Annotated in this window: 20 protein-coding genes; 9 read left to right on the plus strand and 11 right to left on the minus strand. The window is 75.2% G+C overall.

Annotation, left to right across the window (positions count from 1 at the left end):
• Positions 1-20 precede the first annotated feature (20 nt).
• The gene (rsgA, locus tag E9549_RS01125) at positions 21-1,013 is read left to right on the plus strand and encodes a ribosome small subunit-dependent GTPase A (RefSeq protein WP_236824732.1); all 993 of its coding nucleotides are present in this window, start codon (positions 21-23) and stop codon (positions 1,011-1,013) included.
• A 141-nt stretch (positions 1,014-1,154) separates the two neighbouring features.
• Here rsgA and E9549_RS01130 read toward each other — a convergent pair whose 3' ends face one another.
• On the minus strand, positions 1,155-1,691 hold the full coding sequence (locus E9549_RS01130) for a DUF2087 domain-containing protein (RefSeq protein ID WP_236824733.1): 537 nt from the start codon (positions 1,689-1,691) through the stop codon (positions 1,155-1,157).
• 53 nt (positions 1,692-1,744) lie between these two features.
• Between E9549_RS01130 and E9549_RS01135 the strand changes: the two genes are divergently transcribed.
• Entirely contained in the window at positions 1,745-1,927 is a 183-nt protein-coding gene (locus E9549_RS01135) for a DUF2795 domain-containing protein (protein WP_236824734.1), read from the plus strand.
• A gap of 22 nt (positions 1,928-1,949) precedes the next feature.
• A complete protein-coding gene (hisN, locus tag E9549_RS01140) occupies positions 1,950-2,789 on the plus strand; it encodes a histidinol-phosphatase (RefSeq protein ID WP_236824735.1) in 840 nt (279 codons plus the stop codon).
• On the opposite strand, the gene E9549_RS01145 is transcribed toward hisN, so the two are convergent.
• Genes E9549_RS01145 through E9549_RS01155 form a run of 3 tightly spaced genes read right to left on the minus strand, consistent with a single transcriptional unit; the run spans position 2,790 to position 5,987 of the window.
• Positions 2,790-4,133, minus strand: a complete 1,344-nt coding sequence (locus tag E9549_RS01145) for an FGGY family carbohydrate kinase (RefSeq protein ID WP_236824736.1) — start codon at positions 4,131-4,133, stop codon at positions 2,790-2,792.
• The gene (locus E9549_RS01150; protein ID WP_236824737.1) at positions 4,130-5,152 is read right to left on the minus strand and encodes an aldo/keto reductase; all 1,023 of its coding nucleotides are present in this window, start codon (positions 5,150-5,152) and stop codon (positions 4,130-4,132) included. The genes E9549_RS01145 and E9549_RS01150 overlap by 4 nt, the downstream gene beginning before the upstream one ends.
• Before the next feature lie 40 nt (positions 5,153-5,192).
• Positions 5,193-5,987 carry a phosphatase PAP2 family protein gene (locus E9549_RS01155; protein WP_236824738.1) on the minus strand — a complete coding sequence of 265 codons (795 nt, stop codon included), beginning with the start codon at positions 5,985-5,987 and terminating at the stop codon, positions 5,193-5,195.
• Between the two features lie 265 nt (positions 5,988-6,252).
• On the opposite strand from E9549_RS01155, the gene E9549_RS01160 reads away from it, so the two are divergent.
• The 4 genes from E9549_RS01160 (at position 6,253) to E9549_RS01175 (ending at position 10,987) form a co-directional block, all read left to right on the plus strand.
• Complete coding sequence (locus E9549_RS01160; RefSeq protein ID WP_236824739.1) at positions 6,253-7,200, plus strand: SRPBCC family protein; 948 nt, start codon at positions 6,253-6,255, stop codon at positions 7,198-7,200.
• A 26-nt stretch (positions 7,201-7,226) separates the two neighbouring features.
• Positions 7,227-8,399 (plus strand): zinc-dependent alcohol dehydrogenase, encoded by a 1,173-nt coding sequence (locus tag E9549_RS01165; RefSeq protein WP_236824740.1) that lies wholly within the window; start codon positions 7,227-7,229, stop codon positions 8,397-8,399.
• Between the two features lie 72 nt (positions 8,400-8,471).
• A complete protein-coding gene (locus tag E9549_RS01170; RefSeq protein WP_236824741.1) occupies positions 8,472-9,854 on the plus strand; it encodes a cystathionine beta-synthase in 1,383 nt (460 codons plus the stop codon).
• Positions 9,851-10,987, plus strand: coding sequence for a cystathionine gamma-synthase (locus E9549_RS01175; protein ID WP_236824742.1), 1,137 nt, complete (start codon positions 9,851-9,853; stop codon positions 10,985-10,987). The genes E9549_RS01170 and E9549_RS01175 overlap by 4 nt, the downstream gene beginning before the upstream one ends.
• Before the next feature lie 3 nt (positions 10,988-10,990).
• Here the strand turns inward: E9549_RS01175 and E9549_RS01180 are convergent, their stop codons facing one another.
• A complete protein-coding gene (locus E9549_RS01180) occupies positions 10,991-11,308 on the minus strand; it encodes an antibiotic biosynthesis monooxygenase (protein WP_236824743.1) in 318 nt (105 codons plus the stop codon).
• Positions 11,309-11,360: 52 nt separating this feature from the next.
• Positions 11,361-12,131, minus strand: a complete 771-nt coding sequence (map, locus tag E9549_RS01185; RefSeq protein WP_236824744.1) for a type I methionyl aminopeptidase — start codon at positions 12,129-12,131, stop codon at positions 11,361-11,363.
• Positions 12,132-12,274: 143 nt separating this feature from the next.
• Here map and E9549_RS01190 point away from each other — a divergent pair, with 143 nt between their 5' ends.
• Positions 12,275-13,156 (plus strand): glycosyltransferase family 2 protein, encoded by an 882-nt coding sequence (locus tag E9549_RS01190; RefSeq protein ID WP_236824745.1) that lies wholly within the window; start codon positions 12,275-12,277, stop codon positions 13,154-13,156.
• On the opposite strand, the gene E9549_RS23915 is transcribed toward E9549_RS01190, so the two are convergent.
• On the minus strand, positions 13,134-14,003 hold the full coding sequence (locus E9549_RS23915) for a polysaccharide pyruvyl transferase family protein (RefSeq protein WP_236824746.1): 870 nt from the start codon (positions 14,001-14,003) through the stop codon (positions 13,134-13,136). The genes E9549_RS01190 and E9549_RS23915 overlap by 23 nt on opposite strands.
• 101 nt (positions 14,004-14,104) lie before the next feature.
• Between E9549_RS23915 and E9549_RS01200 the strand changes: the two genes are divergently transcribed.
• Positions 14,105-14,614, plus strand: a complete 510-nt coding sequence (locus E9549_RS01200; protein WP_236824747.1) for a VOC family protein — start codon at positions 14,105-14,107, stop codon at positions 14,612-14,614.
• A 59-nt stretch (positions 14,615-14,673) separates the two neighbouring features.
• Here the strand turns inward: E9549_RS01200 and E9549_RS01205 are convergent, their stop codons facing one another.
• The 4 genes from E9549_RS01205 to E9549_RS23920 form a co-directional block, all read right to left on the minus strand.
• Positions 14,674-14,964, minus strand: a complete 291-nt coding sequence (locus tag E9549_RS01205; protein ID WP_236824748.1) for a GNAT family N-acetyltransferase — start codon at positions 14,962-14,964, stop codon at positions 14,674-14,676.
• A gap of 7 nt (positions 14,965-14,971) precedes the next feature.
• The gene (locus E9549_RS01210) at positions 14,972-15,190 is read right to left on the minus strand and encodes a ferredoxin (protein WP_236824749.1); all 219 of its coding nucleotides are present in this window, start codon (positions 15,188-15,190) and stop codon (positions 14,972-14,974) included.
• Entirely contained in the window at positions 15,187-16,503 is a 1,317-nt protein-coding gene (locus E9549_RS01215) for a cytochrome P450 (protein ID WP_236824750.1), read from the minus strand. Before E9549_RS01215 ends, E9549_RS01210 begins: the two co-directional genes overlap by 4 nt.
• 425 nt (positions 16,504-16,928) lie before the next feature.
• Complete coding sequence (locus tag E9549_RS23920) at positions 16,929-17,900, minus strand: AraC family transcriptional regulator (RefSeq protein ID WP_236824751.1); 972 nt, start codon at positions 17,898-17,900, stop codon at positions 16,929-16,931.
• Positions 17,901-17,903 lie beyond the last annotated feature (3 nt).

Genomic DNA, 17,903 nt, shown 5'->3' on the forward strand with positions numbered 1-17,903 from the left:
CGCAGCGGGGCGCCCGGCGCATGGACGAGGACGACGTCCGGGTCCGGCCCAGCCGGCGCGGTTCGCGCCCGCGCACGCGCACCCGGCCCGCGCACGCCGACGCCGTCCCCGGTCTGGTCGTCGCGGTCGACCGCGGGCGGATGACGGTGCGGGTCGAGGGCCCCGGCGGCGCGCCGGTCGACGTCACCGCGATGCGGGCCCGGGAGCTGGGCCGGCACGGCGTGGTCGTGGGCGACCGGGTCCGGCTCGTGGGCGACACCAGCGGGCGCCCGGACTCGCTGGCCCGCATCGTCGTCATCGAGGACCGGACGACGTCGCTGCGCCGCACCGCCGACGACACCGATCCGACCGAGCGCGTCGTCGTCGCGAACGCCGACGTGCTGGTCATCGTCACCTCCGTCACCGACCCCGAACCCGCGCTGGGCTTCCTCGACCGGTGCCTGGTGGCGGCCTACGCCGGGGGGCTGGAGCCGTTGCTCTGCCTCACCAAGACCGACCTCGCCTCCCCGCGGCCGCTGCTCGACCGCTACGCCGGTCTCGGGCTGGAGGCGGTGCCGATGTCGCGGGAGCTCCCGCTGGCCGACCTGCTCGACCGGGTCCGCGACCGGATGAGCGTGTTCGTCGGCCAGTCCGGCGTCGGCAAGTCGACCCTGGTCAACCGGCTGGTGCCGGACGCGCTGCGCGCCACGGGCGACGTCAGCAAGATCGGCAAGGGGCGGCACACCTCCTCCTCGGCGGTGCTCTTCGACCTGCCGGGCGGCGGCACCGTCATCGACACCCCGGGCATCCGCTCCTTCGGTCTCGCCCACGTCACCGCCGACGACGTACTGGTGGCGTTCGAGGACATCGCCGAGGCCGCGACGGAGTGCCCACCGGGGTGCGGGCACACCGCCGAGGACCCCGACTGCGCGCTGGACGCGTGGGCCGCCGACGGCCCACCGGTGCGCCGGGAACAGCTCGACGCGGTGCGGGTGCTGCTCGACGCCGTCGGCCAGGTCGGCCCCGGCTACTGAGCGGACCCCCTGCCCCCGCACGCCCCGTGCCGGCACGTCACCGGCGTCGGCGTGGCTCGCGCGAGAGGTCGGCACGCGGCGTGGCTCGCGGGGGGGCGACATGTCGACACACCCACCTGTCGACAAGTCGCGATGCCGACCTCACACCTCGACGTAGCCGCCGCTGCGCCAGTAGACCCCCGACTCGCGCGTGAGGAACCCCTCGTCGACCAGGTAGCGGCGCAGCGCCGCCACATCGGGGTGCCAGACGGCGAGCAGCCCGTTCACCTCGCGCTCTGGGTAGCGGACGCCGGGCTCGAAGACGCGCACCAGGTGGTCGAGCACCACCAGCCGCTTGCTGCGCTGCGAGGGGATGGACACCAGCCGCCCGTCGCGGACGAAGGCCGAGAGCACCGCGTCGGCCACCGGGTCGTCCGACAGCGGCTCGGGCGGGGGCGCGGCCTCCGCGGCCGCCCGCGCGGCCGCCCCGAACCGCTCGGCGTGCAGCACCAGCGCGTGGCCGTCACGGTGCACCAGCCCGGCGCGGGCGAGCCGGCGGGCCGCGAGGGCGACCTCCTTGAGCCCCAGCCCCGCGGCATCGGCGACCTCCTCGATCGTCCCGGCGCCGAGAGCCAGCGCCGCGACCACCTTGAGCCGCACCGGGTCCGCGAGCAGCCCCGCGATCGTCGCCGCGTCCACGACCCGACGGTAATCGGTGCATCGTCGACGGGTGCGCGGGTAGGGAGCGGCGCATGGTGAGCCCGATCGACATCCAGAAGGCCCTGTCCGGCATCGACTACCCCGCCAGCAAGGACGACATCGTCAAGCACGCCGAGCAGCACGGGGGCGACGACGAGGTCCTCGAGGCGCTGAAGAAGATCGACGACCGGGAGTACGAGGGTCCCAGCGGGGTCAGTTCCGCCGTCTTCGACTGACGCACCGCTAGGTTGGGTGCCCATGACGTCGGGTCGGGGCTACTCAGAGGACATGCGGCTGGCACACGTGCTGGCCGACCAGGCCGACTCGATCAGCATGGACCGCTTCAAGGCCCAGGACCTGACGGTCGACACCAAGCCGGACCTCACGCCGGTGACCGACGCCGACCGGGCCGTCGAGGAGCAGCTGCGGATCACCCTCGGCCGTGCCCGCACCCGGGACGCGGTCCTCGGCGAGGAGTTCGGGACCACCGGTCACGGGTCGCGCCGGTGGGTGCTGGACCCGATCGACGGGACGAAGAACTTCGTCCGCGGCGTGCCGGTCTGGGCCACGCTGATCGCGCTCTTCGACGGCGACGAGCCGGTGGTGGGCCTGGTGTCGGCGCCGGCGCTGAACAAGCGCTGGTGGGCGGCCAAGGACGTCGGCGCCTGGACCGGGCGCCGGCTGGAGTCGGCCACCCGGTGCCGCGTGTCGGAGGTGTCGCAGCTCGGTGACGCCAGCCTGAGCTACTCCAGCCTCTCGGGGTGGGAGGAGCGCGGCGGGCTCGAGGGGTTCCTCGACCTGACCCGCTCGGTCTGGCGCACCCGCGCCTACGGCGACTTCTGGAGCTACGTGCTGCTGGCCGAGGGCGCGGTCGACATCGCCTGCGAGCCCGAGGTGTCGCTGTGGGACCTCGCGGCGCTCGACGTGATCGTCCGGGAGGCCGGTGGCCGGTTCACCGACGTCACCGGCGCTCCCGGGCCGGCCGGCGGCAGCGCGCTGGCCACCAACGGCCGGCTGCACGACGCCGCGCTGGAGAAGCTGGCGCAGACCGAGACGGTCCACCAGCTGACCTCGGCCCCGCCGGTCCCGCCCTCCTGATCAGGGCAGGGACGGCTCCACCACCGGCCCGCACACCCGTGCGGGGACGACGTCCGCACCGGCACCGCGGGCGGCCAGCACCGCCGCACCGACGGCCGACGCGCTGCGCAGGTGCAGCACCCGCACCGGGCGCCGCAGCTCGTCGGCGAGCAGCTGCTGCACGAGCGCGGTCCGCGCACCGCCGCCGGTGACCACCACGGGGGCGTCGTCGTCGGGGAGCCCGAGCAGCGCCGCCGCGGCGCCGATCGCCCGGACGACGCCCTCGACCGCGGCCCGCGCCAGGTGCGCCCGCGTGGTGCCCGGGTGCAGGCCGACCCAGCCGGCCCGGTCGTCCGGTCCGGCCACTCCCCCGCGCTCGCCGGTGAGGAAGGGCCGGAAGACGACGCCCCCCGCACCGGGGACCGATGCGGCGGCCGCGAACAGCTCCGGCCAGGAGAGGCCGAGGACGTCGCACACCCAGGCCCACGCCGAGCCGCCGTTCCGCAGCGCCGCCATCGCGTACCAGCCGCCGTCGGCGTCGGCGTAGCCGTGCACCACGGGGGCCTCGACCGGCTGCGGCGGCCAGCCCGGGCGCAGCAGCTGCGCGCCGGTGCCGAGGTTCACCTGGAGGCCGCTCGCCGTACCGGCCGCCAGGAGGGCCAGCGGGGTGTCCGCCGCCCCCACGACCACGGGCACGTCCCCGCCCGGCAGGCGTGCGGTGCCCACCACCTCCGTCCCGGGCCGCACCGCCGGCAGCAGGCCGGGCGGCACCCCGGCGGCGGCGGTCGCCGCGGCCGACCAGCCGTCGGCGGGGACGTCCCAGAGCAGGGTGCCGGAGGCGTCGCTGCGGTCGGTGACCGGCGGGCTGCCCGGGACGAGCGCGAGCCGCAGCGCGTCCTTCGGCAGCAGCACGGCCGCCGCGCGGGCCAGCGTCTCCGGTTCGTGGTGGGCGAGCCAGGCCAGCACCGGCCCGGTCATCCCCGGCACGAGCGGGTTGGCCAGCGCCGCGCGGTCGGCGGCGGGCAGCGCCCGCCAGGCGGCCAGCTCACCGGTCGCCCGGGCGTCGGGCCAGAGCACCGCCGGGCGCACCGGGGCGCCGGCGCCGTCCACCAGCACGGTGCCGTGCATCTGACCGGACAGCCCCAGGGCCCGCACCGGAGCGCCGCGCAGCGCCGGGGCCAGCTCGGCGAGCGCGGCGTCCAGGGCGCGCCGCCAGACGGCCACGTCGATCTCGGCGCGGTCCGGAGCCGGCCGGTCGTGGACGTACGCCGCCTCGGCCTCGGCCACCACGGCGCCGTCGTCGTGCAGCGCGACCAGCTTCAGCCCGCTGGTCCCCAGGTCGGCGCCGACGTGCACCCCGGTCACGGCGCCGGCCGGCGCTCCGGGCTGTCGCCGTAGGCGTAGCTGCTGTCCACGTACCGCCCGCCGGTGGCCGCCCCCGGGGGCGCGATGCCGTCCAGCCGGGCCAGGTCCTCGGCGGAGAGCTCGACGGCGGCCGCGGCGACGTTCTCCTCCAGGTAGGTGCGGCGCTTGGTGCCGGGGATCGGCACGACGTCGTCCCCCTGCGCGAGCACCCAGGCCAGCGCCAGCTGCCCCGCCGTCACGCCCTTCTCCTCGGCGAGCTCCCGGACGGCGTCGACCAGCCGCAGGTTGGCCGTGAACGCCTCGCCGGTGAACCGCGGGTGGCCGCGCCGCCAGTCGTCGGCACCGAAGTCCTCGGGGCTCCGGATCGCCCCGGTGAGGAAGCCGCGGCCCAGCGGGCTGAACGGCACGATGCCGATGCCGTGCTCCCGGGCGACGCCCAGCACCTCCTCCTCCAGGTCGCGGGTCCACAGCGACCACTCGCTCTGCAACGCGGCGATCGGGTGGACGGCGACGGCGCGGCGGATCGAGGCGGCACTGGCCTCCGACAGCCCGAGGTGGCGCACCTTCCCCTCGGCCACCAGCTCGGCCATGGCACCGACGGTGTCCTCGATCGGCACCCGCGGATCGACCCGGTGCTGGTAGTACAGGTCGATCACCTCGACCCCCAGCCGGCGCAGGCTCGCCTCCGCGCAGGCGCGCACGTTCTCGGGGCGGCCGTCGATCCGCACCCCGCCGTCGGGTGTCCGGGACAGCGAGAACTTCGTCGCCAGCTGCACCTCGTCGCGCCGCCCCGCGATCGCCTCGCCCACCAGCTCCTCGTTGTGGCCGCTGCCGTAGACGTCGGAGGTGTCCAGGAAGGTCACGCCCAGCTCCAGCGCGCGGTGGACGGTCGCGATCGACTCCGCGCGGTCCGCTGGGCCGTACATCTGGCTCATCCCCATGCAGCCCAGGCCCTGGGCGGAGACGGTCAGGCCGTCGCGACCGAGCGTGCGGGTACCGGCGGGAGGCGTGGTGGGCATGCCCGCATCCTCGCCGGACCGCCGAGACCTCCGCCAGCGGTCACGCCGCATCCCTCGCCCATCCCGGCCGCGGGAGGGGCGGCAGGGCCGCAGCCGTGCGGCGGGACGGCGCCGCGTGCACCGGCGCGCCGGCGGACCGGCGCCGGCAGACCCGGTCGGCCAGGGAGCCGACCGCCGGGAGCGCGAGGAGCACGAGCGCGCCGGCGATCCAGCCGGCCAGGACGTCGCTGACCCAGTGCGTGCCGAGGTAGACGGTCGAGGCGCCGACGCCGGCCGCGACGAGGGCGGCCAGGACCGGGGCTCCCCGGCGGTGGCGCCGGGCCAGGTAGGCCACCACCCCCCACATGGCGACGGCGTTGGCGGCGTGCCCGGAGGGGAACACCATGCCGTCGGTGAAGACCTCGGCGCCTCCCGGCAGCAGGGCGTCCCCGCCGAGCTGCAGCGGCCCCAGCCGCCCGAAGGCGGTCTTCGCCGCCCCCACCGTGAGGTTCAGCAGGAGCGTGGTGACCGCCACCACCACGACCGGCCGGGGGTCCCGGTCCCGCACGAACCGCACGGCCAGCCAGCCGCCGATCGCCAGGAGGCACACGAACCGCTGCCCGAGCAGGACCGAGGTGGACACCAGCGGCTCCAGGTGCGGCCACCGGGCGGCCGGCTGCCAGCGGAGGGCAGCGAGGTCCGCCGCCACCAGAGGTGAGCCGGTGAGGACGGCGACGGCGAGCGCGACGTAGCCGGCGACGAGCAGCACGGCGAGCAGCGCCCTCCGGCGCCGGACGGCCCGGCGGGTGGCCGGGAGGGCGGTTCCCCGACGGCGCGCTCCGTCCGGCGTGCCCACCCCGCCGAGGCTAGGTCCGGCGGGCCCCGCCCGCTCCCCCGCGACGACCTCCACCCCGCCGCTGCCACCGCCGGGCGACGGCGCGCGGACGGCCGCACCACCACCGTGCCCGGACGGTCACCGGACGTGGCCGCGTGCCGCGGAGTTTCCGGGTGCTGGTCACGGGTAGGCGGCCGGGTGCAGCCGTCGCCGCCGCCACCGTCCCGTCGCACCCGCCCGCCGGCGCGCTCCCCGCATCGACGGACCGACCGTCAGGAGAACCCCCATGAGCTCCCGCTCCGCCAGCCGCGGTCCGCGCCGCACCGCACGCGTCCTGGGCCTCGCCAGCACCGGCCTGGGCGTCGCGATGCTGCGCGACCCGAAGGGCGTCGCGCGGTTCTCCGGCGTCGACGACTCGGCGACCGCGCTCTCGGTGATCCCGCTCGTCGGCGCCCGGGAGCTGCTGCACGCCGGACCGCTGCTCGCCGGCCGGCCGGGATGGGCCTGGACCCGGGTGGCCGGCGACGCGATCGACCTGACCGCCATGGGGGTGGCCCTGTCGAGCCGCGGTGGCGAGCGCGGGCGCCGGCTGCGCACCGCCACGGCCGCCGTCGCCGGCCTGGCCGCGCTCGACCTGCTCACCGCCGCCCGGTCCCGCCGGGCCGGCAGCCGCAGCGCCGCCCGCGAGCTGCTGCCCTCCTCGGCGCCCTGGAAGAGCGCGATCGACGTCTCCGCGGCCGCCACCGTGAACAGGCCGCCGCAGGAGGTCTACGCCCGCTGGCACGACTTCTCCCGGCTGCCCGAGTTCATGGCGCACGTGCGCGAGGTGCGCCCCGCCGGCATCGGGCGCTGGCACTGGGTCGCCGAGGCACCGGGCCGGCGCACCGTGCAGTGGGACGCCGAGGTGGTCGAGGAGTCCCCGGGCGAGCGGATCCGCTGGCGGTCGCTGCCCGGTGCCGACGTCGAGAACGCCGGGGTGGTCGAGTTCCGCCCCGCCCCCGGGGAGCAGGGCACCGAGGTTCGGGTGCGGCTGGCCTACGCCCAGCCCGGCGGCAAGGCCGGCAAAGCGGTCGCGAAGCTGTTCGGCGAGGCCCCCGACCAGCAGGTCCGCGACGACCTCGCCCGCTTCAAGCAGATCCTCGAGACCGGGCAGGTGGTCCGCTCCGAGGGCACGCCCGAGGGCCCGCTGGCCCGCCGGATGGCGAAGCAGCAGCCCGCCGCGCCCCGTTCCTGACCCGCCGACCCCAGGAAGGACACCCCGTGCGCGCCACCCAGTGGATGGGCAAGAACCACGTCGAGGTCAACGAGGTCCCCGACCCGCGGCTGCTCAACGACCGCGATGCGATCGTGCAGATCACCTCCACCGCCATCTGCGGCTCCGACCTGCACCTCTACGACGGCTTCATCCCCACGATGAAGAAGGGCGACATCCTCGGCCACGAGTTCATGGGCGAGGTGGTCGAGATCGGCAAGGGGGTCTCGAACCTGCGCGTCGGCGACCGCGTCGTCGTCCCGTTCCCCATCGCCTGCGGCGCGTGCAACGCCTGCGAGCGGGGCCTGTTCTCCGTCTGCGAGAACTCCAACCCGAACGCCGGCATGGCCGAGAAGCTCTGGGGCCACTCCCCCTGCGGCATCTTCGGCTACTCGCACCTGGTGGGCGGCTACCCGGGTGGCCAGGCCGAGTACGCCCGCGTGCCGTTCGCCGACGTCGGCCCGCTGAAGATCGAGGACGACCTGACCGACGAGCAGGTCCTCTTCCTCAGCGACATCCTCCCCACCGGCTACATGGGCGCGGAGATGTGCGACATCTCGCCCGGTGACGTCGTCGCCGTCTGGGGCGCCGGGCCCGTCGGGCTGTTCGCGGTGGCCAGCGCCAAGATGCTGGGCGCCGAGCGGATCGTCGCCATCGACCGGTTCGGCTACCGGCTGGACAAGGCGGTCGAGGCCGGCGCCACCGACGTCCTGAACTACGAGGAGGTCGACGTCCTCGACGCCCTGAAGGAACTCACCGCCGGCCGCGGTCCCGACGGGTGCATCGACGCCGCCGGGCTGGAGGCGACCCATCCGACCGCCGCGGTCGACGCCTACGACCGGGCGAAGACCGCCGTCATGGCCGAGACCGAGCGCCCGCACGCGCTGCGCGAGGCGATCATGGCCTGCCGCAACGGCGGCACCGTCTCGATCATCGGCGTCTACGGCGGGCTCATGGACAAGTTCCCGGTCGGCTCTCTGATGAACCGGTCGCTGACCGTGCGCACCGGCCAGGCGCACGTGCACCGCTACCTGAAGCCGCTCTACGAGAAGATCCGCGACGGCGAGATCGACCCGACCTTCCTGATCTCGCACACCCTGCCGCTGGACCGGGCGCCGGAGGGCTACCGCATGTTCCGGGACAAGGAGGACGACTGCACGAAGGTGGTCCTCAAGCCCTGACCGGCCCCGTCTGGTGGGATGAGCACGACCGGGGCGGCGACGAGGCCGGCCCGGGTACGAGGAGGCGCCCCCGTGCAGTACGCCGAGTCCGTCGTCGACCTGGTCGGCAACACCCCCCTGGTCCGGCTGTCGTCCGTGACCCGCCACCTGGGCCCGGACGCGCCGCTGGTGCTGGCCAAGGTCGAGTACCTCAACCCCGGCGGTTCGGTGAAGGACCGGATCGCCGTGCGGATGGTGGATGCCGCCGAGGCCGGCGGTGAACTGCAGCCGGGCGGCACCATCGTGGAGCCGACCAGCGGCAACACCGGCATCGGCCTGGCCCTGGTCGCCCAGCAGCGCGGCTACCGCTGCATCTTCGTCTGCCCCGACAAGGTCGGGCAGGAGAAGATCAACGTGCTCAAGGCCTACGGTGCGGAGGTCGTCGTCTGCCCCACCGCCGTCGACCCCGCCGACCCGCGGTCGTACTACTCGGTCTCCGACCGGCTGGCCCGGGAGACCCCCGGTGCGTGGAAGCCCGACCAGTACTCCAACCCGAACAACCCGCGCTCGCACTACGAGACGACCGGGCCGGAGATCTGGGCGCAGACCGACGGCCGGATCACCCACTTCGTCACCGGGGCGGGCACCGGCGGGACGATCAGCGGCGTCGGCCGGTACCTCAAGGAGGCCTCCGACGGCCGGGTGCAGGTCATCGGCGCCGACCCCGAGGGCTCGGTCTACTCCGGGGGCACCGGCCGCCCGTACCTGGTCGAGGGCGTCGGCGAGGACTTCTGGCCCAGCACCTACGACAAGGAGGTCGCCGACGAGATCGTCGCGGTCTCCGACGGCGACTCGTTCGCGATGACCCGCCGGCTCGCCCGCGAGGAGGGCCTGCTGGTCGGCGGCTCCTGCGGCATGGCGGTGGTGGCGGCGCTCCGGGTGGCCGAGCGGCTGACGAAGGACGACGTCCTCGTGGTGCTGCTGCCCGACGGCGGCCGCGGCTACCTGGGCAAGATCTTCAACGACGCGTGGATGGCCGACTACGGCTTCGTCGAGGCCACCGGCGGCGAGACCGTCGGCGAGCTGCTGCACGCCAAGTCGGGCGAGACGCCCACGCTGGTGCACACGCACCCGAACGAGACCGTCCGCGACGCCATCGACATCCTCCGCGAGTACGGGGTCAGCCAGCTCCCCGTCGTGCGGGCGGAGCCGCCGGTCACCGCCGGCGAGGTCGTCGGCTCCATCGACGAGAAGACGCTGCTCGACGCGCTGTTCGCCGGCCGCGCCTCGCTGGCCGACCGGGTGGAGAAGCACATGAGCCCGCCGCTGCCCATCGTCGGCTCGGGTGAGGCGGTCAGCGCCGCCGTCGCCCAGCTGGGCTCGGCCGACGCGCTGCTGGTGCACGTCGACGGCAAGCCCGCCGGCGTGGTCACCCGGCAGGACGTGCTCGGCCACCTCGCGGGGGTGGCCCGGTGACCGGGTTCAACACCCGCGCCATCCACGCCGGGCAGGAGCCCGACCCGGCCACCGGCGCGGTCATCCCGCCGCTGCACCTGACCACCACCTACAAGCAGGACGGCGTCGGCGGGCTGCGCGGCGGCTACGAGTACAGCCGCAGCGGCAACCCGACCCGCGACACCCTGCACGCCGCGCTGGCCGCGCTCGAGGAGGGGACGACCGCCCTGGCGTTCGCGTCGGGGCTCGCCGCCGAGGACACCCTGCTCCGCACGGCGTGCCGGGCGGGAGACCACGTCGTCCTGGGCGGGGACGCGTACGGCGGCACGTTCCGGCTGATCTCCCGCGTGCTGTCGGAGTGGGGGCTGGAGCACACCCCGGTCGCCCTCGACGACCCCGACGCGCTGCGCGCGGCCATCCGGCCGACGACGCGGGTGGTCTGGTGCGAGACCCCCAGCAACCCGCTGCTGAACATCACCGACATCGAGGCGACGGCGGCGGTCGCGCACGAGGCCGGCGCGCTGCTCGTCGTCGACAACACCTTCGCCTCGCCCTACCTGCAGCGGCCGCTGACGCTGGGCGCCGACGTCGTCGTGCACTCGACGACCAAGTACCTCGGCGGGCACTCCGACGTCGTCGGCGGGGCCCTGGTCACCCGCGACGCCGAACTCGGCGAGAAGCTCGCCTACAACCACAACGCGATGGGGGCGGTCGCCGGCCCGTTCGACTCCTGGCTGGTGCTGCGCAGCCTCAAGACGCTGGGCGTCCGGGTGGACCGGCACTGCGCCAACGCGGCCCGGATCGCGGAGTTCCTGGTCGGCCGGCCGGAGGTCGCGGCGGTGCTCTACCCGGGGCTCCCCGACCACCCCGGTCACGAGGTGGCCGCCAAGCAGATGTCCGGCTTCGGCGGCATGATCTCGTTCCGGCTCCGCGACGGCGAGGAGGCGGCGCTGCGGGTGTGCGAGCGGACGCGGCTGTTCACGCTGGCCGAGTCGCTGGGCGGGGTGGAGTCGCTGATCGAGCACCCGGGGCGGATGACCCACGCCAGCGCCGCGGGCTCGCCGCTCGAGGTGCCGGCCGACCTGGTCCGGCTGTCGGTCGGCATCGAGGACGTCGAGGACCTCGTGGCCGACCTCGAGCAGGCGCTGGGGTGACGGTCAGGCGCCCGCCGGGGTCGGTCCGACGATGAACAGCGGGCGGAAGTGCTCCACCACGGGGAGCGGGTCGTAGAAGGGGTGCAGCAGGCGCCGCCACTCCTGGTAGGCCGGCGACCCGCGGAAGCCCTCGGTGTGGTCCTCCAGGCTGTTCCACTCGACGAGCAGGAGGAAGACGTTCTCCCGCTCCACGCACCGGGAGAGCATCAGCCTCCGGAAGCCCGGCGACGCGGAGATGATCGGGGCCGCGGACCGGAACGCCGCCTCGAACTCGGCCTCGCGGCCGGGTGCCACGGACAGCTCTGCGTGCTCGAGGATCACGGCGTGCACCGTACGACCGCCCGGCGGGACACCGGGCCCACGGCGGCGCCCCTCAGCGCGGAAGGGTCAGGATCCTCGGGCCGTCCGCGGTCACCGCGACCGTGTGCTCGACGTGCGCGGCCCGGCTGCCGTCGGCGCTGCGCAGCGTCCACCCGTCGGCGTCGACCGTGTAGTCGTCGCTGCCGCCGGCGAGGAACCACGGCTCGATGGCGATTACCAGGCCCGGGCGCAGCGGCACCCCGCGGCCGGCGCGACCCTCGTTGGGCACCGACGGCGCCTCGTGCATGGTGCGCCCCACGCCGTGGCCGCCCTGGTCGGTGTTGATACCGCACCCGCCGGCCCGGCCGACCGCACCGATCGCGGCGGAGATGTCGCCGATCCGGTTGCCCACGACGGCCGCCGCGATGCCGGCCGCCAGCGCGCGCTCGGTCGTCTCCACCAGCGCGAGGTCCTCGGGCCGCGGGGTGCCCACCGGGTAGGTCATCGCGGCGTCCCCGACCCAGCCGTCGAGCACCGCACCGGCGTCCACGCTGAGCAGGTCGCCGTCCTCGAGCACCTCGGGGGTGGGGATGCCGTGCAGCGCGACGTCGTTCACCGACAGGCAGAGCACCCCGGGGAACGGCGGGGTCGTGGGCAGCGGCGCGTATCCGAGGAAGGGTGAGGTGGCGCCGGCGTCGGCGAGGACGTCCCGGGCCACCGCGTCGAGCTGGGTCAGCCGCACACCCGGTGCCGCGATCGCGCGGACCGCGGCGTGCATGTCGGCGACGACGGCGCCGGCGGCACGCATCGCGTCCAGCTCGCCGGGGGTGCGCAGTTCGATCACGGTGGTCCTCCTCGTCCGCTCCCGCAACGCTATCCCGCGACCGGGACGCCCCCGTCCGCCGCACCCGTCGCAGGCCGACGGCCCTCACCGCACGGTGCCCGGGCGGTGTTCGAGGACCACGCCGCCGCGGTACGCAGGACCGGGTGACCAGCCCTCGCGTGACCGTCGTCGTCGCCACCCGGGACCGGCGGGGCTCCCTGCTGCGCTCGCTCTCCCACCTCGACGACGGCGCCCACCCGGTGGTCGTCGTCGACAACGGCTCCGCGGACGGCACCGTGGCCGCGGTCCGCGCCCGGCACCCGGCCGTGGCGGTGGTGGAGCTGCCGTCCAACCGCGGGGCGGTGGCGCGGACGGTGGGGGTGCAGGGGGCCGGGACCCCGTACGTCGCCTTCGCCGACGACGACTCGTGGTGGGACACCGGCGCCCTCGACCGGGCCGCCGACCTCCTCGACGCCCACCCCGGGGTGGCGCTGCTGGCCGGGCGGGTGCGGATGGCCGCCGACGGCTCGGTCGACGCGGTCACCCGCAAGCACCGGGCCGCGGTCCTGGGGCGGACGCCGGGGGCGCCGGGACCGGACGTGCTGAGCTACCCCGCGTTCGCGACGGTGGTCCGCCGCGACGCGTACCTGTCCGTCGGCGGGTTCTCCCCGCTGCTGTTCTTCGCCGGCGAGGAACACCTGCTCGCGCTCGACCTCGCGGCCGCCGGCTGGCAGCAGAGCTTCGCCGACGACGTCGTCGCCTGGCACGACCCGGCCGGTCCGCCGGGCGTCCCACCGCAGCGCTGGGCGCTGCAGACCCGCAACGACCTGCTGGTGGACTGGCTGCGCCGGCCGCTCCCGGTGGCGATGGCAGCCACCGCCCGGCTGGCCCGGCGGGCGCCGTCGGACGCGGCCGCGCGGGCGGCGCTGGTCGGCTGGGCCCGCCGGCTGCCTGCCGCTCTCCGGCAGCGGCGGCCGGTCCCGGCGGAGGTGGAGCGGCGGTTCGCCCTGGCGCAGCGCCCGCTCAGCGCCCCAGCTGCACGGTGAACCAGCGCCGCGCCTCCTCGACCCCGGCCTCCCCGCGGTCCCGGGAGCGGCCGACCGCGCCGGCCAGCTCACCGGACATGCAGCGGGCCAGCGCGGCGTCCAGGGTCTCCGCGGTCACCTCGTCGGCGTCCAGCAGCAGGGGCCAGTCCAGCGCGCGGGCCTGGCCGGCCACCTTGGCCCCACCGGCGATCGGGTCGCACGCGATGACCGGGCGGTCGTTCTTGAGCCCGAGCACGAGGCCGTGCAGCCGCATGCTGACCACGACGTCGCACCGCCGGAGCAGCGCCTCGACCTGAGCCGGGCGGCGTGGGTGCGGCTTCTCGTACAGGTCGGTGTCGACGGGGAACCACGGCAGGGCCCGGGAGGCGAGCCACTCCTCGATGACGCCGCGCACGCGGTCGGCCCGGCTGCGGTCGCCGTACTCCCCCTGCAGCGGGGCGAAGGCGACGGCGACGACGGGCGAGTCGGCCGCGGGCGCCCCGATCGCGAGGTCCGGCCGGGTCACCCCCGGGGCGTCCCGCTCCCACACCGCGTCGAACATCGTCCGGGCGGCGTCGTCGACCACGGAGACGTTGACCGCCCACCGGCGTGCCCCGGCGAACGCGGCGGTCAGGTCGCGCAGACCCGGCAGGTCACCGACCGGCCCGGTGGTGAAGACCAGGTGCGTGTAGCCGGCCGGGTCGACGTCGCGCCAGTGCACGCCCCGCTCCAGGTACGGCGCCCAGGCGACGTCGTGGTCGATGCCGAGCTCGGTCAGCCAGCCGGTGACGGCCTCCGCCCCCAGCTCGTCGCCGACGGTGGCGATCACCTCGTCGAAGCTGAACCACCCGGCCACGAGAACGCGCACGACCTCCACCCTGGCAGCCGGTGGCACCGCGGGCATCCGCAGGGAAGGAGATCCGCGTCCCACGGGTTGTGGCGGTCACCACCGACCGACGAGGAGACGCCGTGAGCACCACCGACCAGGACCGCGACCTGCCCGCCCTCGAGGCGGAGCGCGACCGCATCAGGGCCGCGCACCTGCGCCCGGCCGGTACCCGGCCGGCCTCGACCGCGCGGGGGCTGCACCACACCGCGCTGATCAGCAGCGACGTCGAGCGCACCGTGCGCTTCTACCAGGACGTGCTGGGTTTCCCGCTGACCGAGCTGATCGAGAACCGCGACTACCCCGGTTCCTCGCACTTCTTCTTCGACATCGGCAACGGCAACCTGCTGGCGTTCTTCGACTTCCCCGGCCTGGACGTCGGCCCGTACGCCGAGGTGCTCGGCGGGCTGCACCACATGGCGATCAGCGTCGACCCGCAGCGCTGGGAGGAGCTGGTGCGGCGGCTGACCGAGGCCGGGATCGCGCACGAGGTGCACAGCGGGGTGTCGGTCTACTTCCGCGACCCCGACGGCGCCCGCATCGAGCTCATCGCCGACCCGCTCGGCGAGATGTACGGCACCAAGGTCCTCTGACGGCCCCGTCCCGGGTCCCACCCTGAGCCTGCGAGGGGCGGGGAGGACGGGGTCCTCTCTCAGCGGTCCCGGTCGGCGACGAGTTCGGCGTAGTCGGGGTGCCGCTCGATCCAGCCGGCCACGAACGAGCAGCGCGGCACCACGGACCCCCCGCGCGACCGCACCTCGTCGAGGGCGGCGCGGACCAGGGTGCTGCCCAGCCCTGACTGCCCGGCGTCGGGGTCGATCTCGGTGTGGGTGAACACGACGGTGTCGCCGCGGCGTTCGTAGGCGGCCAGCCCCAGCACGCGGTCGCCGTCGCGGATCTCGAACCGGTCGGCCTCGGGGACGTCGGTGACGGTGGTCTCCATGCCGCGGTCAACCCGCCGCCGGGGCGGGCTGTTCCGCGACCAGCCGCAGCGCGCGGGTGGGGCACTGCCGCACCGCCTCCTCGGCGTCGCGCAGCTCCGCGCCCTCGGGACGCGGGCGCAGCACCGTCACGGTCCCCTCGTCGCCCACCTCGAACAGGTCCGGCGCCAGGGCCTCGCAGGCGCCGGACCCCACGCAGCGCTCGAGGTCGGCCTCCAGGCGGTTCACCGGCCGCCCGCCAGCCGGGCCGGCAACCGCTTGAGCCCGTTGACGAACGAGGACCGGAGCCGGTCGGGCGGGCCGGTGACCTCCAGGTCGGGCAGCTGCTCGAAGACCCGCGTGAAGGTGACCGCCAGCTCGCGCCGGGCGAGGTGCGCGCCCAGGCAGAAGTGCGGCCCCTTCGACCCGAACCCGACGTGCGGGTTGGGGTCGCGGCCGAGGTCGAAGCGGTGCGGGTCGGGGAACACCACGGGGTCGCGGTTGGCCGCGGCGTAGAAGAGCAGGAACTTGTCCCCCGCGGCGAACGGGTAGCCGTTCAGCTCGCCGTCGCGGGTGGCGGTGCGGCGCATCCAGGTGACCGGGCTGGTCCACCGCACGATCTCCTCGACCGCCGTGCGGGTGAGCCCGGGGTCGGCGACCCAGCGGGCACGCTGGTCGGGGTGCTCCTGCAGCGCCAGCAGCCCCTGGGAGATCGCGTTGCGGGTGGTCTCGTTGCCGGCCACCAGCAGCAGGATGAAGAACGAGGCGATCTCCTGGTGGGTGAGCTTCTCGCCCTCGACCTCGGTGGTCACCAGCGCCGTCGTCAGGTCGTCGGTCGGGTGCGCCAGCCGCTCGGCGGCCAGCCGCTCCATCAGCCCGGCCAGCTCGATGCCCGCCATGAGCACCCCGGTGAGCGGGTCCTCCTCGTCCTCGACGAGCTCCGGGTCACCGCCGGAGAGGATGACGTTCGACTTGGCCAGCACCATCGCGCGGTCCTGCTCCGGGACGCCCATCATGTCGCAGATGACCCGCAGCGGGATGGGGGCGGCGAGGTCGGCGACCACGTCGAACGTGCCGTCCCCCTCGGCCGCCTTCCGGCGCACCGCGGCCAGGACGTCGTCGACGACGACCGCCACCGAGTCGACCACCCGTTCGAGCATCCGCGGCGTGAACGTCTTCGCGACGATGCGGCGGATCTTGGCGTGCCGCGGGTCGTCCATGCTGATCAGCGAGCCGTAGAACTCGTTGAGGTCGGCCGGGATGTCCTGGATGGAGACGGCTCCCTCACCCGAGCAGAAGACGGCGGGCTGCGAGCTGATCGCCTCCAGGTCGGCGTAGCGGGTGACCGCGTGGTATCCGGGCCCGCTCGGCAGGTTGGGGATCTCCGGCTCGGCGAAGAAGGCGAACGGGCGCTGGGCGCGGAGCCGGTCGAAGACGGCGTGCCGCTCGGCCGGCGGGCGGGACCAGAAGTCGCGGTCGGACAGGTCGATGCCGAGGTCGGCGGCGCCCGCCCTGCGGGGCTGCGGAACGGTTCCGGGAGCTGGTGCGGCGTCGACGGACACGAGAGGTCCTCCCTGGGCGGCGGTCGTGCTCCGCACGCTAGAGAGAATCGTGGTGACACACAACACACCCCGCGAGCCGCCCGCCCGCGCAGGCACGGAGGCCCGGTCACCTGCTTGGCCGGGCCTCCAGCAGCTCGCACGACCGACAAGACCTGGGCCTCCCCGTGCAGCGGTACGAGCAGATCGCCTCCGGGCCGGCGAGGAGGTCTCGCGGCCGGAGCTCAGCGGCCGGCTGATGGCCCGCGCGCTGCTGAGCGGACTGGGGGTGTTCGAGTTCACCCCGCCACCGTGCGAGCCGAGCGCAGCGGCTCCGAGAGCCTCCAGCGGTCGCCGCGCGGGTGCTCGGCGGGAACGACCACGTCCCCGACCGGGCCGCAGGCGACCGGTCCGCCGTGGCCGGGTCGCCCCGTACCACCCGCGGGTGGTCAGGACAGCAGGGTCTGCTGCGGCGTGCGGCCGTAGGCCTGCCGGTAGGCGGCGGCGAACCTGCCGTGGTGGGCGAATCCCCAGCGCGCCGCGACGGCGGCGACCGTGGTGTCGGTGGTCGGATCGGCGGCCTGCAGCTCGCGGTGCACCCGATCCAGGCGCACCCGGCGCAGGTAGGCGGTCGGGGTGGTGTCCCGGTACCGGCGGAACGCCGCCTGCAGCGCCCGCGGCCCGATCCCGGAGGCGTCGACGATGTCGGCCAGGGTCAGCGGTTCGCCGGCGTGGGCGTCGATGTACTCGACCGTGCGCCGCACCGCCGCCGGCATGACCTGCCCGGGCGGAGCGGCGCCCGAGGTGCCGGTCGCCGTGTGGGGGAAGGCGGCCAGCACCGCCGCCGCGGCGGCATCGATCGCGGCGGCCCGGAAGATCGGCTCGGCGACAGGCGGGGCGTCGCCGGCGAACAGCGAGTGCAGGTAGCCGACCGAGTTCCGGCAGTAGCGGGCTGCGGCGGCGGACACCGGGGTGATGGCCTCGAAGCGGAACTCGCCCGGGTCCAGCCCGCTCTGCGCAGCGGCGCGCCGGGTGATCTCGCTCGTCGGGACCCGGACGACGTGGAGGTCGAGCCGCCGCCACTCGCAGGTGAACGCAGCGCCCTGGGGGAACATGACCACGTCGCCGGCGACGATGCGGACCTGCTCGCCGTCGTGCGACACCTCCAGATCACCTCCGCCGAGCACGGCGATCCAGGTGTCGTGGACCGGATCGACGTCCTCACGGACGCTCATCGTGTGCTGCAGGACATCGACGGCGAGACCACCGACGGAAGCTGTCGCCTGGCGGTAGGCGAAGTTCTCCGGGGAGCCGCGGACCCGCAGCCGGTGCGGGGCGAAGGTGTCCCGGATGGCCTCGTGCGCCCGCACGACATCCCGGGTCGAGACCTCGAAGCGGTCCACACCTCTCGCCGACGGCACGTC

Source organism: Blastococcus sp. MG754426 (assembly GCF_021699055.1).
Classification (GTDB): Bacteria; Actinomycetota; Actinomycetes; order Mycobacteriales; family Geodermatophilaceae; genus Blastococcus.